This is a genomic window from Muriicola sp. E247 (assembly GCF_041358175.1).
Lineage (GTDB): Bacteria > Bacteroidota > Bacteroidia > Flavobacteriales > Flavobacteriaceae > Muriicola.
This window is the reverse complement of the sequence record NZ_JBGKBE010000004.1, coordinates 47,491-63,141: the sequence shown is the minus strand read 5'-3', so window position 1 is coordinate 63,141 and position 15,651 is coordinate 47,491. Positions and strand designations below refer to the sequence as shown.

General features: G+C 42.9%; 16 protein-coding genes. 5 read left to right on the top strand and 11 right to left on the bottom strand.

Annotated features, from left to right (window positions below; genetic code table 11):
- Positions 1–8 precede the first annotated feature (8 nt).
- Genes ACA086_RS07885 through ACA086_RS07875 form a run of 3 tightly spaced genes read right to left on the bottom strand, consistent with a single transcriptional unit; the run spans position 9 to position 4,501 of the window.
- Positions 9–2,723 (bottom strand): T9SS type B sorting domain-containing protein, encoded by a 2,715-nt coding sequence (locus ACA086_RS07885; protein ID WP_371002794.1) that lies wholly within the window; start codon positions 2,721–2,723, stop codon positions 9–11.
- Positions 2,724–2,749: 26 nt separating this feature from the next.
- The gene (locus tag ACA086_RS07880) at positions 2,750–3,583 is read right to left on the bottom strand and encodes an ABC transporter permease (RefSeq protein WP_371002793.1); all 834 of its coding nucleotides are present in this window, start codon (positions 3,581–3,583) and stop codon (positions 2,750–2,752) included.
- A gap of 15 nt (positions 3,584–3,598) precedes the next feature.
- Positions 3,599–4,501, bottom strand: a complete 903-nt coding sequence (locus ACA086_RS07875) for an ABC transporter ATP-binding protein (protein WP_371002792.1) — start codon at positions 4,499–4,501, stop codon at positions 3,599–3,601.
- A gap of 85 nt (positions 4,502–4,586) precedes the next feature.
- On the opposite strand from ACA086_RS07875, the gene ACA086_RS07870 reads away from it, so the two are divergent.
- Positions 4,587–5,672: a hypothetical protein gene (locus tag ACA086_RS07870; protein WP_371002791.1), complete on the top strand. Its 1,086-nt coding sequence runs from the start codon at positions 4,587–4,589 to the stop codon at positions 5,670–5,672.
- Between the two features lie 34 nt (positions 5,673–5,706).
- Here the strand turns inward: ACA086_RS07870 and ACA086_RS07865 are convergent, their stop codons facing one another.
- The 6 genes from ACA086_RS07865 to ACA086_RS07840 all read right to left on the bottom strand — a co-directional run bounded on the left by ACA086_RS07865 (position 5,707) and on the right by ACA086_RS07840 (position 11,230).
- Complete coding sequence (locus ACA086_RS07865) at positions 5,707–6,765, bottom strand: nucleoid-associated protein (RefSeq protein ID WP_371002790.1); 1,059 nt, start codon at positions 6,763–6,765, stop codon at positions 5,707–5,709.
- A gap of 68 nt (positions 6,766–6,833) precedes the next feature.
- A complete protein-coding gene (locus tag ACA086_RS07860) occupies positions 6,834–7,328 on the bottom strand; it encodes a hypothetical protein (RefSeq protein WP_371002940.1) in 495 nt (164 codons plus the stop codon).
- 28 nt (positions 7,329–7,356) lie between these two features.
- Positions 7,357–8,391 (bottom strand): heme A synthase, encoded by a 1,035-nt coding sequence (locus ACA086_RS07855; protein ID WP_371002789.1) that lies wholly within the window; start codon positions 8,389–8,391, stop codon positions 7,357–7,359.
- 100 nt (positions 8,392–8,491) lie between these two features.
- Positions 8,492–9,913 carry a CCA tRNA nucleotidyltransferase gene (locus ACA086_RS07850; RefSeq protein ID WP_371002788.1) on the bottom strand — a complete coding sequence of 474 codons (1,422 nt, stop codon included), beginning with the start codon at positions 9,911–9,913 and terminating at the stop codon, positions 8,492–8,494.
- Between the two features lies 1 nt (position 9,914).
- Complete coding sequence (locus ACA086_RS07845; RefSeq protein WP_371002787.1) at positions 9,915–10,484, bottom strand: L-threonylcarbamoyladenylate synthase; 570 nt, start codon at positions 10,482–10,484, stop codon at positions 9,915–9,917.
- Positions 10,485–10,486: 2 nt separating this feature from the next.
- Positions 10,487–11,230, bottom strand: coding sequence for a zinc-binding alcohol dehydrogenase (locus ACA086_RS07840; protein ID WP_371002786.1), 744 nt, complete (start codon positions 11,228–11,230; stop codon positions 10,487–10,489).
- Positions 11,231–11,504: 274 nt separating this feature from the next.
- Here ACA086_RS07840 and ACA086_RS07835 point away from each other — a divergent pair, with 274 nt between their 5' ends.
- Positions 11,505–12,329 carry a glycosyltransferase family 2 protein gene (locus ACA086_RS07835; protein ID WP_371002785.1) on the top strand — a complete coding sequence of 275 codons (825 nt, stop codon included), beginning with the start codon at positions 11,505–11,507 and terminating at the stop codon, positions 12,327–12,329.
- Here the strand turns inward: ACA086_RS07835 and ACA086_RS07830 are convergent.
- Both ACA086_RS07830 and ACA086_RS07825 read right to left on the bottom strand, forming a co-directional pair.
- A complete protein-coding gene (locus ACA086_RS07830) occupies positions 12,311–13,105 on the bottom strand; it encodes a glycosyltransferase family 2 protein (protein ID WP_371002784.1) in 795 nt (264 codons plus the stop codon). The genes ACA086_RS07835 and ACA086_RS07830 overlap by 19 nt on opposite strands.
- A gap of 94 nt (positions 13,106–13,199) precedes the next feature.
- Positions 13,200–14,015, bottom strand: coding sequence for a 2,3,4,5-tetrahydropyridine-2,6-dicarboxylate N-succinyltransferase (locus tag ACA086_RS07825; protein ID WP_371002783.1), 816 nt, complete (start codon positions 14,013–14,015; stop codon positions 13,200–13,202).
- An 85-nt stretch (positions 14,016–14,100) separates the two neighbouring features.
- On the opposite strand from ACA086_RS07825, the gene ruvX reads away from it, so the two are divergent.
- The 3 genes from ruvX to ACA086_RS07810 are packed head-to-tail and all read left to right on the top strand — an operon-like array spanning position 14,101 to position 15,637.
- Complete coding sequence (gene ruvX, locus ACA086_RS07820; RefSeq protein WP_371002782.1) at positions 14,101–14,532, top strand: Holliday junction resolvase RuvX; 432 nt, start codon at positions 14,101–14,103, stop codon at positions 14,530–14,532.
- A gap of 37 nt (positions 14,533–14,569) precedes the next feature.
- Complete coding sequence (def, locus tag ACA086_RS07815; protein ID WP_371002781.1) at positions 14,570–15,160, top strand: peptide deformylase; 591 nt, start codon at positions 14,570–14,572, stop codon at positions 15,158–15,160.
- 54 nt (positions 15,161–15,214) lie between these two features.
- Positions 15,215–15,637 carry a DUF5606 domain-containing protein gene (locus tag ACA086_RS07810; protein ID WP_371002780.1) on the top strand — a complete coding sequence of 141 codons (423 nt, stop codon included), beginning with the start codon at positions 15,215–15,217 and terminating at the stop codon, positions 15,635–15,637.
- Positions 15,638–15,651 lie beyond the last annotated feature (14 nt).

Genomic DNA, 15,651 nt, shown 5'->3' with positions numbered 1-15,651 from the left:
ATTGCTGGTTAACGTTTTAAAGTAAAATGTCCCTGGATTTCGCGACCATCCACTAACTGAACTTTAAACCAGTAGTCAGCGGCAGGCATCGTTTTTGAATTTACAGTGCCGTTCCAGCCACGCTCCTTTACCCCAATCTGGGTAACAAAGGAACCATATCGGTCATAAATACCAACAAAAGCATTGGCCTGGAAAAGCTCACTCAACCCTGTGAGTTGCCAGTAATCATTGACTCCGTCACCATTAGGAGTAAAGAACTTCGGATATCCCATCACGGCTACATCTTTTTGTGTAATGCCGCACCCCTCCGTGTCTCTTACGAATGCCGTATAAAATCCTGGTGAAAGATTTGAAAAGCTGGGATTGTTCTGGTACTCTATTCCATCCAGTGAGAATTCGTATTTTCCTTCTCCGCTGACTGAGATTGTCAGGGTGTTATTATTTGAAAAATCATTGACCTCAATGTTGTTCAGGACAGCCCTGCCTGAGGGGATCAGTTGGAAACTTACTTTATTTCCACATTCAACCTCATTTCCGTTGATGCTGTAGATATAACTGGTTTCCAGTTCATAGAAGCCAAGTTCGTTCAGGGTCACATTTTTTTCATTTCCCATGACTGTGCTGCCCGATCCTGTTTTCTTATACCATCGGTAGGAATCAAAACCCTCAGGGCCTTCAATTAGTGCACTGCCACGATCCGTGCAGAGGATGTACGTATCTTCCATGATGGGCTTGGGAGATGGATTCACGATCAGATCCACGGTTTCTATTCCCATACATTGGTTCCCGACTGATAGGCGGGCGTAGAGCGTAATTGATTCGGTGGTTAATTCCGGCTCGAGAATTAGATTTTGTTGCAGGGCCGCATCAGATATTTCGGCATAGAACTGCACGGAAAGCATGGGGTCCGTGTAGCTATTGGCAATTGCTTCCAGATCGAAATAGCTTTGCAGTTTCCCATCATAAGGATCATCGTCACAGGCATAAACCGGACCGATACTACTTGCTGTCACCTCCGACGGAGTGACAATAAGATTCAGTTCTCCTTCATTGGCACACCCCAGCGTATTCACTACTTTGTAATAAAGGATCTGACTAAAGGGTTGTGTATTCTGATAATTTGTACTGTTGGCGATAGGGAGATCCGAATCGCGATCGGCCTCCGATTCGTAAAAAGAGAAATTGAGATCGGGATTTATGTTTATTCCCTCCAGGTTGATAATGGAGATTCCATCTGTCGGGTCGTCGGGGCCAACATCACATTGTACAAGTTCAATCGAAGGATCGGGTACAGGTAGCACATAGATGAGGGATTCTCCTATGGTAGGGCATTCATCGGGATCTGAAGGCGTAATCACTACACGATACCTTCCTGAATCAGATTCGGTTGCCGACGGCAGGGTAAACGTGCTGCTGGTAATTGCAGGGAGGGGAATACCATCTTTTTCCCACGAATACACCGCTCCCGGAATGCTGTCTGCCTCCAAGTTTAGTGGTTCTCCGTCACAGAGGGTTAAGGTACTGCTGGTGGTGCCATCATCGTTGCGAACGAGTGCTGTGTTCCCGAAGAATGACTGTATGAAAGGAGGAAGGCCCTGCATACTTATCTTTCCCTTCAGATCAATAGCATTGTGCAGATAGTTAGCTGCCATCCCTGTTTCATTGGGATTGTTTATAACACCCAGGTAAGGTGTACCTTCATTATAGCTTTTGGTGATCGACCGGTAAATTTTTCCATTCTCTCCTTGTTGAAGGGCACCTCTGTAAATAGGCCGATTATCGAGTTCAATTATGGATGCATTGATATCGGGAGAACTTGTATCCATCTGAAAGAGGGAAGAAGAGTGGTTTCCATTATTCTCCGAATTGTTGGTTGCATGCACATATAGGAGTCTGCTTTCAGGAGAAAATTCCAGACCATAAGCATTAGTATTGGTACCCGGTAATTCAATGGCCATCGAATTCGTTATCAATCCCGTGGTCGCATCAAAATCGTATATGTAAAGTCCGTCTGTAAAATTGGCAACCGCCAGCTTTTGGGAATCGGGGGAAAACTTCAGATACCCCCGGGGATCTTCAATCTGCAGCCCGGGAAAAGTAGTCTTCACAGGGGTAGAAACAACCCCTGACGCATTGATCTCGTAGGCATAAAATGTATTTAGGACTCCATTGATCCCATTTTGAGATGCCAGGGTCACTACCCAAATAGATTGCTCAAAGCAATTCTTTATAACGGCCGTGATCTTCTCTGAACAATCCTGGAGCAGGTTTACGTTCTTGACTGTCACGGCACCCAGGCCGTCATCTTGTGAAATATCTACAACGGAATAGTTCAGGCCCAGGTCGGGATCCTCCCCAAAGGCAGAGGTATCCACGGTAAAGATATAGAACAAGTCGGGGTCCTCCGGTTTAGGAACAATCAGGGCCGACTGGGTGCTGGAGGGATCCCCTAAAAGATCTTCCCCATTGAGCATGGTTTCATGATTGCCGTTATATACAGTAATTCCATCGGTATAAAAGAGCAGATTCCCGAAGGAATCGGAAATTGAGGCACACCCTTCTATAGTATTTAATTTGCTTTTGGTGATATTGGAAACACTACCGTCATTGTTAAAGCGAATCCCTGCTCCATTCCCGAAGAGCCAGTTGGAGGTCTCTCCCTGCGCAATTATTAGACACGGGAACAGCAGACCTAAAAGGACTAAGGAGCCAATCTTTTTCATAGTGTTTTCCCAAACACCACAATATACTACAAATCTCTCTTTTTAAGTAACAGGTAGGACAAATAGACAAAAATCGCGGTCCAGGCAAGAACAATGAGAAACTCATACCAGTGAACGTGATAGTTCAGGGAAACTTTTTCACCGATCTGATTGGCGACCGACTGAACCGCGTTGAGTCGGGAAAAAGGCTCCTTGACAAGGTTGAACATTGAATTCAGGGGGAAGAATGCCATGACGGCGTCAGTGGTTTCAGAATCGAAGAGTTTCCATCTGATCATCCCTCTCACAAATCCTTCAAATACTTGCCAAAGGATAAGAAAACCCAGGGCAAATGCAGATCTTTTTACCAGGACTCCAAGGAATAGACAGAAGGAGAAAAACCCCACGAGTTTCACAAAAAAGGCAGGGAGAAATTCCAGATCCGAAAAGATGATAGACAACTCGTCGTAATCAGAATAGATCAATCCCAGAATCATTGAAACCACAAAGACAAAAATCGTGGAGATCAGGGCAAAAGAAATGACTGTCAGGAATTTAGAAAGCACAAATTCCTTTTTAGAAAGGCCGTCGATGAGGTTCTGCTTTATGGTTTTATTGCTGTATTCGTTAGACATCATAGAGACGATGACGATGGCAAGGAACAGCTTAAACCAGGCTGTCATAAAGGTGTTAAAATGCCAGATATAAGGAAAATTAAAGATCCCTTGTTCGGCCAGGTGAAACTGGATGGGTCCGATGTCAAACTTGATGGCGGCTACCAGGGCAATGGACGTGAGCAGGACGAAATAAGAGATAATTAAGATCTTGCTCGAGCGGTTATTCCAAAGCTTGATAAATTCAATATGTAAAAGCCTTTTCATAGGGAATTCCAGATTTTAGTTGCTTTGGGTTTTAGTAAGGGTAAGGAACTGCTCCTCCAGGCTTTCTTTTCGCATTACCAGGTGGGTAAGAACAATTCCATTTTTGAATAGAAATTCGTTGAGGGCCCCTGGTTCCATTTTTTCGTTGAGAACGGCGGTGATCAGGCCGAACTCCTCATTTATTTCTCCAAATCTCTTATCTTTTTTCAACAACTCAATCAAGGCTTCCGTATTGTTGGTTTTAAGTTCTAAATATCCATGACTGGCTAGCATATTATCTACCCGGCCTGAATATAATTTCTCACCTTTTCTGAGGATGACTACATGGGTGCATACCTTTTCAACTTCATCGAGCAAGTGGGAGGCCAGCAATATAGTAGTGCCCTGTGAAGCTATTTTTTTGATGATCTGGCGGATCTGATGAATTCCCTGGGGGTCGAGGCCGTTGGTTGGCTCATCGAGGATCAGGATTTCAGGATCATTCAGCAGGGCAGAAGCGATGGCAAGGCGTTGTTTCATCCCAAGGGAATAGGTTTTAAACTTGCTGTTCCTCCTTTCCCAAAGCCCCACTAATTGTAATGTTTCTTCAATCCGGTCATAAGAAACCTCCTTGATCTTACAAACCAGTTTGAGATTCTGCAGGGCCGACATATAAGGGTAGAAGTTGGGCCTTTCGATGATGGCCCCTACTTTTTTAAGGGCTTCATGCGTAGTTGTCTTGCCATCGAACCAGGTAAAGGAACCCGCACTGCGATTCACAACATTGAGGACAATCCCCAGAGTGGTTGATTTGCCGCTGCCATTTGGCCCCAGTATTCCATAAACATTTCCCTTTTCAATTGAAAATGAGAGGTCTTTGACTGCTGTAAGGTATCCGAATTTTTTTGTGAGGTTTGAGACTGTAAGAATCGTTTCCAAAAAGTGTTCTATTTAGGCAGTTTATAGTAACTTGACGATAAAACCCACAATTTGTTACAAATTGTCGGCATAAAGAAGTGAACCTATGACTCAACAACGGCTGATGTCCAGGAAAAAACCGTCATATCCTGTTAGCAGAAAACTGGATGTATTCCTCGACCAGTACAACCGCAAGATAGAAATACCCATATTTTATGAAGATCTGTTGCGTTTTGCAGGATCAGTGGTAGTATATGACGATGAGGGAAATGATACCCTTTGGGTTCGAGTTTATTATAGCGATGCTGAAAGAGTTGAGATCGATTTAAGTCTGAAGCGGGTTTATTCCATTCTGCATTCAGACGGGACAGATCGCATATTTCAATACCTGAATGTAGATGCGGTGGACTTCTGTACATTTGGGAATTCAAAACCCTTTCGGATTAAGATCCGGAATATCCTCAATGACAATTTTATCTATTTCTATGTAAAGAAAGCCGATGCTTCCAGAATCTATGGTCTGGAACTTGAGCATATGCTTTCTCCCTATAACCTCAATTATCTCGTTTACCGGAATACACTGATTGAAGAACACATATCGGGTATACCCGGAGATATTTTTATTAAAAACATGTTGCCGAACTGTACGGATTCTCAAAAATCCCAGCTGGCCAAGGAATTTGTAAAATTCAATGAGCGTTGTATGATCCAATTGCTGGGAGACATGCGTTCCTATAATTACGTGATCATCCCAATACACGATTTTGATCATGTGGTTTTCAGGATCAGGGCCATCGATTTTGATCAGCAGTGTTATGAAGGGAAATTAAATGTCTATAGGCCGCAATTCTTTAAGGAGAATCTTAAGATGGTCGGGTTGGTGCAGGACAGACTGCTCGATGATTCCATTGAACAGTACAAAGTAGAGGAAAGATCCATTATCGCGAAGAGGATCATCAGTGCCAATAAGCGTATTAAAAGGCTGATCAGTGCTGCCAAAGCAGATAAAATTTCGAGTCAGGAGAATGTTGATCGCCTAAAAATGGAAATCTTTGACTTTACCAAAGACCTGAAGTTCAAAAGATGCAGGAATATGGGTCAGATTCTCAATCTCACCCTCGATTTTGTAAAGCGGAATTACGAAAATGTCAGTATGAGGCAAATCATCGAAAAAAAGATAGAACTGAAATAGAAATCTACCTCTTTTTTGTCTCTAAGACCTTATTTTAATGTTTGGTTTCTTTGTTAAAATAAACCAGGTAGTAATACATCTGTTTTTCTTCATCCCAGCCCTTTTCCACAAAGCGCTCAGCCGATTCAGGATTGATAAAGTCAAGACGGATCTGTACATGGGTATCCAGGTTGATCACATTCTTAATTTTTTTCCGGGTGTCAGACACTGCCTTGTTGGCAATTGGAAAAGTTGAAATGTCTTCTATGCTGTATTTTGGGCCTTTTTCAACTTTATAGTGCTTAAACTCAGGGATCAACTCCGGATTTTCCATCACCTCATTCAGGAACTGAGTTTCCTCAAAGGCATCATTTTTCGCGAAATGATTCACGGCTCTGTTCATGAATAAAACTTCCTGCTGTTTATCCTCTGCCGGCAAGACGATGTCCTTTGCAAAATTCTGGCAGAATTTCAGGTAGTTCTTTGTGTAGAAATTCTCATCGGCCAGAACATTCGTCCCCAGGAAATTCTCCAGCCAGTATTTGGCGTCGTAGCGGTTGCTGTCTACGGATAGCACCTTGTACCCCTCATCTTCCAGCACGTTAAAAATGAGGCAGCCCTTATCAAGCTTGTTGAGATTTACGCCTTGTTCCAGGCGAATTTCAAGACTGGAGGATTTTTCCTCAAATTGCAGGAACTCCTGTTTGATCTCACTTTTAAATATTCCGAGTGCTTCCACTTTTTCATTATCCAGCACCACATTGCTGAATTTGACCACGAATACTTCCCCGTTTTTAATATGAGGGTGATCCGATTGATCGTATAGGTGCTTGGCTATCTTTTTTGATTTTTCCTGAAGGAGGGCAGGGTCTTTAAAAATCTCCTTTGCCGCCTGATAGAGCTCATTAAATTCCAGGTCGGCTTCATGACTTAGCTGATAGTAGTTCTCTTCTTTTTCCCTGAAGGGTTTTAGAAAAAATTCTTTTAGCAAACCCCGGGATTCATCATTGAGAGCTTGAGGTTGGTCAGAGAGAAGAACACCTTCATTTTTATGTTTGTTACCAATGCGGTGCAATGATACTTCATCGATTTGGGCATTAAAAAGGTTGATCATATTAAAGTGCTAAGTTTTAGAGTAAAATGGGGTTAACTATTTATTGAAGATTATGAATATCAGCTGGGTTAGTTCCAGTTTTCATCGAAATCCAGATCGTCATAGCGATCGAAGGTTTCGTCGAAATCGAAATTTGGATCGGCCTCAAAGTTTTTCTCCGGGGGAGCATCCGGTAATTCGCCAAAACTAAAAAGCAGGTTGGGATATGTTTGTCCGTCCTGTGCCTCCACAATATCTGCCAGTTCCACAAAAAATGTCCACATACTCAGAAAGTCATAAACATAGATCATTTTGGGATGCTGCCGGGTTAGGGTATCCTCCAGAAAAGTTTCATTCATCAGTCGGACCGACTCATTACCTTCGCTCATATCAAAAAGGGCAATTTCCTCCTCCTGGTTCCAGTTCTCATCACAGGTGTAGAATGATGCCATCTCATCGCCCATGAATCCAAAGGCCTGGGTGATGGCATTGTGAAAGTCTTCCAGCGTACTGTCGGCCGTCATTTCGATATCCCTGAATATATCTTCTTTGGTATCGAGTATAATCCTGATTTTATATATCATCATGGATGCAAATTTCCTGGTGGCAAAGTTACGAAGTTTCCCCGGTTGTCACCTTCTTTTGGGTTTCAAGAACCAAATAAAACTGGAGGCCAAACAACAAGGCTGCCAAAACCAGATGCAGAGGCTGGCTGGCAAAAGGGAAATCGAAATAGTACATAGCAATCCCGGTAAGTATTTCAATTCCGATAATAGTCAGAACCCAGTAAATTTTTGAATAGGCCAGTTTTCCGGCAAAAATAATATAGGCAATCCACCCATTTAATAGAACTACCACCAGGGATAGCGTGCGATGGATATAAAACTGTAACTCCGGTTGAGAAAGCCATAGATTTTTTGCCCCTTCCCCCAGCATATCGATCTGTGTATCTATAAACTGGCGAACCTGGGTACCCAGAATGATCTGGACCATAGTAAGAGCCAGTGCTACCCAAAGGAGTCGATTAATTTTTTGGTTATAAGGTGGCTTAGAGACATCAATTTTGGTTTTTTGTAAAAGATAGATCAGAAGGGCAACGATCACCAGGGCCATGACCATATGCAGCGTTATTCGAACGGGTAGAAGTAAGGAGTAGACCACGGTTGCGCCCAGCCATGCCTGGAATAACATGCCCACTACAACTGCCCAGCTTACGAGGGTAATTGTCTTGTTTTTTTTCCAGTATCCGAAGGAAGCAATGGCCAAAAACAGGGTAGCCAGACCTGCGAGGGCGCCTAATAGCCGGTTCAGGTATTCTATCCAGGTATGTGTCGCATTGAAAACGGCATAGTCGTGTTTCTCATATGGTTCCCAATTACGCTCATTAAATCGATTCTGTGTTCTAAAATCTCCGGCAGCCACATAGAGGGCTTCTTCCCGGATGATGACCTGTCCTTCTTTAAATTCCTTTCCGGGCTCCCAGAGCAATTCCGATTCCTGGGTCGGAGGAATGTAATAGCCAAAACACTTGGGCCAGTCGGGGCAACCCATTCCACTTCCTGTCATCCTTACAACGGCCCCGGCAATGATCACCAGGTAGACAAGGATGAGGGAAATTTTGGCCAGCGGCCGATAATATTTCAGCATAGGATTTCGAATAGGGGTACAAAAATACGACTCTTTTCACTGAAAAATCCATGTGTAGGAGCGAACAAAATAGATATTTAGAATAGAGGATAATCTTTGGCTATTGGGTAAGTCCCATTTCCTCGGCTTTTTTAATCATAAAGGCTTTTGCCGCTTCGTATTCATTGGGGATTTCCCCTTCCAGAATCGCTTCTTTGATGGCATCTTTGATCAGGCCGATCTCCCGTGAAGGAGGCAGGTTAAAGGTTTTCATGATCTCTTCTCCGCTCACGGGGGGCTGGAAGTTTCGTACGTGATCCCGGGCTTCTACTTCTTCAATTTTCTGGCGGACGAGCTTAAAGTTATTTTTATATTTCTTCTTTTTTTTTGGGTTTTTGGTGGTAATATCCGCTTCGCACAGGGTCATAAGGTCATCTACAAATTCGCCTGCATCAAAAATGAGTCGGCGCACTGCGGAATCGGTTACAAAATCCTCGGCCAGTACAATGGGTCTTGAGCTCATCAGAACCATTTTCTGGACGAATTTCATTTTCTCATTCAAAGGCATCCTTAACCTTTTAAAGATTTTATAGACCATTTTTGCCCCTACAAATTCATGGGCATGGAAGGTCCAGCCCAGTTTTTTGTCGTATCGTTTTGTCGGGGCCTTTCCAATATCGTGGAGTAAGGCAGCCCATCGCAGCCAAAGGTCGTCTGTGTATTCAGAAATATTGTCGACTACCTCCAGGGTATGCCAGAAATTATCCTTATGTTTTTGTCCTTCAATTTCTTCAATACCCTGAAGTGCGACCAATTCGGGAAGGATAAAATCTAAAAGACCGGTTTTTAATAACAAGCCAAAACCCACCGACGGCTTCTCACTCAAAAGAATTTTATGCAATTCATCTACAATTCTCTCTTTGGAGATGATGTTTATTCTCGACTTGTTTTCTTCAATAGCTTTAAGGGACTTAGTCTCAATTTTAAATCCGAGCTGGGAAGAGAAGCGTATTGCCCTAAGCATCCGTAGTGGGTCATCCGAATAGGTCACTCCGGGCTCTAAGGGCGTTTTTATCAGTTTTTTACCCAGATCTTCAACCCCCTGGAAGGGATCCAGCAAGTCCCCGTAGTTATTTTTGTTCAGGGACAGAGCCAGGGCATTTATGGTAAAATCGCGTCGTTTCTGATCGTCTTCAAGGGTTCCGTTCTCCACGATTGGTTTCCGACTATCCCGGTTATAACTTTCTTTACGCGCACCGACAAACTCAACTTCCTTATCACTTATTTTCAACATGGCAGTACCAAAGTTCTTAAATACCGTAACCTCGGGTTTTCCGGGGGAGAGGGAGGCTACTTTTTTCGCCAAAGAAATACCACTGCCTACGGCCACGATATCGATGTCCTTTGGCACTCCTCTCTCGAGGAGCAAATCCCTTACAAAACCTCCAATGACATAACAATCAACAGAGAGCATAGCTGCAGCCTCCGCAATGGTATGAAAGATCTGATCTGTAAGGGCTTCTTTATAATTCTTTTTCGCCATTTTATTCCCGAATCACTTTTACAGTGCCGTCGTTGCTCAATTTTATAATAGAAGAGGAAACGGCATTCCCTGCATTCCGCTGCAAATTTACCACATAGTCGACTCCTTTTAAAATGGGGGGTGTTATTTCCCCAAAGTTGCCAGGGGTAGGTTCACCGGCAATATTCGCAGATGTAGAGACAATGGGTTTTTTAAAGGCGTTGATGAGGTAGCGACAAAATTTATCTGAGGCAACTCGGATAGCCAGCGTATTGTCATCGGCTATGAGGTTTCGGGCCACACCTCTGGGGTGGTCATAAACGATGGTTGTGGGTTTACTCGCCAGGTCCATAATGTCCCAGGCCGTTTCCGGGACTTTTTCCACTATGCGTTCAAGCATCGCATCATTGCCCACCAGGCAAATCAAGGCTTTTGAATCGGGTCGATTTTTTAGGCGATATACTTTTTCCACGGCCTTTTCATTGGTGGCATCGCAGCCGATTCCCCAGACCGTATCTGTAGGGTATAAAATAAGACCTCCATTTTCGAGTACTTCGAGACAAGATTTAATTTCCTGTGTAAAGTCATTCATGTTTAATCAGGCTTTAGTTTATCCTTCAGGTTGAAATGGTCTGAAAGTTTCAGCCATTGCACACTATTCAGGTCTTTTTTAATATTGACATGTTTCAGGGAGGTCTTTTGAGATCCCATGACTGGCACTGCTTTTTTACTCCGGTTTGAAGCCAATCTACACTTGGTTCCTTTTAATAAGGACATGGTTTTAAACCAAAGATCATCCGCCTTTGGCGCTAAATTAAGGAAGAGGTCTTCGTTGTCAAATTGCGTATCTAGGCTTGCAGGAGGGTATAACACGCCTTCTGCACCAATGGGGAGTACCCAATCTGAGCCAACAGCGGCAGGCTGGTCGGTAGGCCATTGTCCGTAAGGAAGAAAATTTCCCTCTTTATCCGTTTTTATCGTTCTTGTTTGATTGGCGATGATGGCCCCGGGAAACCGCTGAGATTCTTCATAAAGTAAAGAAAGCCATTGAGGTCTGTACATCAGATCGTCATCACAAGTGATTACCGGGTATTCAGGAAAGGCTGAAAGGGTATGGATTAGTTTTTTATGTGAACAATGCAGGTGAGTGGTCCGGACCTCAAAAATGTCGCCACATAATTCCGTGAGTCTAGGAGGAAGTTCTTTTTTAAGAGAATCGGGGATCCAGAGCAGTATTTTTACAGGTGACACACTTTGAGACAGTAAGCTGCGAATCACGAGATCAACGACTCCCAGCCTGGATTCGATGGTAGTGAGGGATATCAGGACAGGAATCACAGTTTTGGACCTTTTCCTTCCAGCACGATTAGGTCCATACCTTAATTTAAGGGAGTAATAAATAGATACAGGAAGCTCTTTTACCTTCATTTTGGATATGGAACTGTGATGCTCTTTGCCCTGCAAATTACGGTAACCAAATGGGAAGGACGAAAAAAAATGCGGATGAAATTATAGGGGTCGTAAGGATTTTTTAAATATTAGATTGACCACTTACCTGGGATATTTAAGGTAGAAATAACGAAATCTCCACAAAGCTTTCTATTTTTGTGCGATGCAGAATACGGAGCCTAAAATTTCAATCATTGTCAGCACTTACAATTCTGAAGCCTGGCTTGAAAAAGTGTTGTGGGGTTTTGAATATCAAACATTCAGAAATTTTGAAGTGGTGATTGCCGATGACGGATCGGGGCCCAAAACTAAAAATCTGATCGAGGAGATGAAATCCAAGGTCTCTTATCCCATAGTTCATGTATGGCAGGAAGACGACGGATTTCAGAAGTCGAGAATCCTCAACAAGGCCACTGTAGCCTGTAATTCACCCTATATCATCATGACCGATGGAGATTGTATTCCGAGGGAAGACTTTGTAGAGGTACATTACATCAATAAAGAACCCGGATATTTTATTTCAGGTGGGTACTATATGTTACCTATGAATATTTCCAAGGCCATCACCAGGAAAGACATTGAGGAACAGAATTGTTTTAACATTCAGTGGCTGAAAGAAATGGGAATTCCCAAGACGTTTAAGAACAATAAACTAACGGCCAGAGGATATATCTCGAAATTTTTCAATATGATCACACCAACCAATGCAAGCTGGAATGGGCATAATTCATCGGGTTGGAAAAAAGATATCCTCAATGTTAATGGATTTGACGAACGGATGCAGTACGGGGGGCAGGACCGGGAGTTGGGGGAACGATTATTCAATTTTGGGATCAGGTCGAAACAGCTGCGCTATAGTGCCGTATGTGTGCATTTAGATCACAAACGGGGATATAAAACACCCGAATCTATAGAAAAGAATAAATCCATTAGAAAGGAAACCCGAAATAAAAAGTTGGTGTGGACGCACTATGGCATCAGCAAGTAATAAGCCAGGGCATTTTTTCGCTCCAGGCGTTTTAATTCACGGAAACGCTCTAGAACACCCAGGGCATTTAGATAGCAGATAGTTATCCCTTTCTTCCCGTCAAGGATCCCCAGACGTAGGATGTAGTGATTAAAAAATTTCCAGGCAGGTTTAAGGAAATAATAAAAATAGTTAAAACTTTTTTCCCTGTAGAAATCTTCTTTGGCTTTCAATTGCCCGTATTTAAGCATTTTCCCCTTGTAATCTTCATAATTCTTATAACAATAGTGGATCAGTTTCTCATTGAGGATACCTGATGTCCCATCTACTTCAAGGGTTTCGTGCACAATCTTCTTGTCGGAGAATTTGGCTTTGTCTTTCTGGAAAAGACGATAATTTTTATCGGTTTGCCATCCACTGAACTTAAGGGCCTTTCTCTCAAACATAAATTTGCGATAGAACCAATAAGCGGCATGAGGAGATTCCTGCTGCACCGTTTCTTCTATCTCTTTTTTAAGGCCTGCCGGTACTATTTCATCGGCATCTAGAAAGAGGATCCAATTGTATGTTGCCTGCGAAAGGGCAAACGTTTTTTGCAGGGTAAAATTAGTAAAGGGATGCTGAACGACCTTTACTTTAGGGTGTTGCAGCAAATATTCATAAGTCCCGTCAGTACTGTAAGAATCAACAACCAGTATCTCATCTGCAAAAGAGACTGAATTGATACAAGCCTCAATATATCCCATTTCATTGTAGGTAATAATCAGGGCCGATATTTTCTGGTTGTCGTTGTTCATACTTAGCGGAGTAACCGTGATACTTGAATTTAAATGCAAAGTTATAACAATAAAATCGTCATAAAATTGCCTTCAGGAGAAAAATTCCTACAAATTATACAGCTACATTATATTCTCGCAGGGCATTATTGAGGGAAGTTTTTAAATCCGTACTTGGCTTTCTTTTCCCGATAATCAGGGCACAAGGTACCTGATAGTTTCCTGCCGGAAATTTCTTGGTGTAGCTCCCTGGTATAACAACTGAACGGGCCGGAACCCTACCTTTCATTTCAACCGGAGACGATCCTGTAACATCGATGATCTTGGTAGAGGCTGTTAAAACTACGTTTGCACCCAGTACGGCTTCCTGCTCAACCTTCACACCTTCCACAACGATACACCGACTTCCTACAAATGCATTGTCCTCTATGATTACCGGAGATGCCTGCAGAGGTTCTAACACCCCACCAATGCCAACCCCTCCGCTGAGGTGGACATTTTTGCCTATCTGGGCACAACTCCCCACGGTGGCCCAGGTGTCTACCATAGTCCCTGTATCAACATAGGCTCCGATATTTACATAACTGGGCATCAGAATAGTGCCCGGAGCAATGTAGGCACCATGTCTGGCAACTGCATGGGGAACTACCCTTATTCCTTTTTCCTTATATCCTTTTTTCAGGGGAATCTTATCATGATATTCAAAAATCCCAACTTCCTGGGTGACCATTTTCTGGATTGGAAAGTAGAGTACTACTGCTTTTTTAACCCATTCGTTAATCTGCCAGCCATTGTCCGTGGGTTCGGCACATCTAAGCTTCCCTGAATCGATCAAATCCACTACTTTTCGGATCGATGTCTGGGTCTCAATTTCGTTTAATAAATCGCGTTGCTCCCAGGCCTTTTCTATAGTATTCTTTAACTCCTTCATGGATAGGTAAATTTTGGGCAAATATAATGGGAAGGGGCGGATTATAAGGCCCATTTTTACAGGAATAACAATTTATCCTGTACTTTTGCAAAAATTAATTGAATTGGGTCGGATTATAGCCTTGGACTATGGAAAAGTAAGGACAGGAATAGCGGTTACGGATCCGCTACAGCTCATAGCTTCCGGACTTACTACAGTGCAAAGCTCGGAACTGATTCCTTTTTTATTAGAATACGTTAAGGAAGAGTCAATTTCTGAAATCGTGATAGGAGAACCCCGGCAAATGAATCATATGCATTCAGAAGCCGAACCCCTGATCCAGAAATTTCTGGTGAAGTTAAAAAATGCATTTCCGGATATCCCGGTACACAGGCAGGATGAACGCTTTACCTCTAAACTAGCGCTGGAAAGCCTTATCGCCTCAGGAGTAAAGAAAAAGGACAGAAGGGAAAAAGGGGTTATAGACGAGGTGAGTGCGACCCTCATTTTGCAGGGTTATCTGGAAAGGAAAAAATAAGGCGTTACGGAACGCGAAATGTAATAGTATTGAATATATGATTTTACCTATTGTCGCTTATGGCGATCCGGTACTGAGAAAAGTAGGTGCTGAAATAGAGGAGGATTACGAAGGGCTAAAAACACTGATTGAAAATATGTGGGAGACCATGTACAATGCTAACGGAGTAGGCCTGGCAGCACCGCAGATTGGCTTGCCCATCAGATTGTTTTTAGTCGATACTTCCCCTTTTGCCGAAGATGATGAGCTTACTGAAGCGGAGCAAAAAAAACTTAAAGATTTTAAAAAGGTCTTTATCAACGCGGAGATGCTGGATGAGACCGGGGAGCTATGGCCGTTTAATGAAGGTTGCCTGAGCATACCCGACATCAGGGAAGATGTTTCCCGAAACGACACAATCACCTTGCGCTACCAGGATGAAAATTTTAAAGAGCATACCGAATCCTTTGACGGTATCCTGGCCAGAGTAATCCAACATGAATACGATCATATCCAGGGCATTCTTTTTACCGACAAGGTTTCAAGCCTGAAAAAAAGACTGCTGAAAGGAAAACTTAACAATATATCGAAAGGGAAAATACAGGTTGATTATAAAATGCGATTCCCTATGTTAAAAAAAGGGAGGTAGTCCTGTGGTTTTCGGTTTAATTTTACATATTTGCCGCCTAGAAAAAGAAATTCAATGAGCCTGGAAAAAATATTATCCATCGGGGGCAGACCCGGACTGTTTAAATTACTCACACAAACAAGAACTGGTTTTGTTGCTGAGTCACTGCTTGACGGGAAGAGGGTCACGGTTGGTATGACCAACAATGTAAGTGTGTTGTCTGAAATTGCTATTTTTACCCTGAAGGAAGAATTGCCCCTGAAAGCTGTGTTTAAAAAGATCCAGGAGAAGGAAAAAGGCGGTCCTACCTCTATCGGCCACAAGGAAGACAAACTCAAATTGGAGGAGTATTTTTTTGAGGTAGTTCCAGATTACGATGAGGAAAGAGTATATCCCAGCGATATCAAAAAAGTAATCCAGTGGTATAACCTGCTGCACAAAAATGGGATTACAGATTTCGAGGCCGATGAAAAGGAGGACGGAGCCGAAGAAGAGTAGTTCCTGAATACACG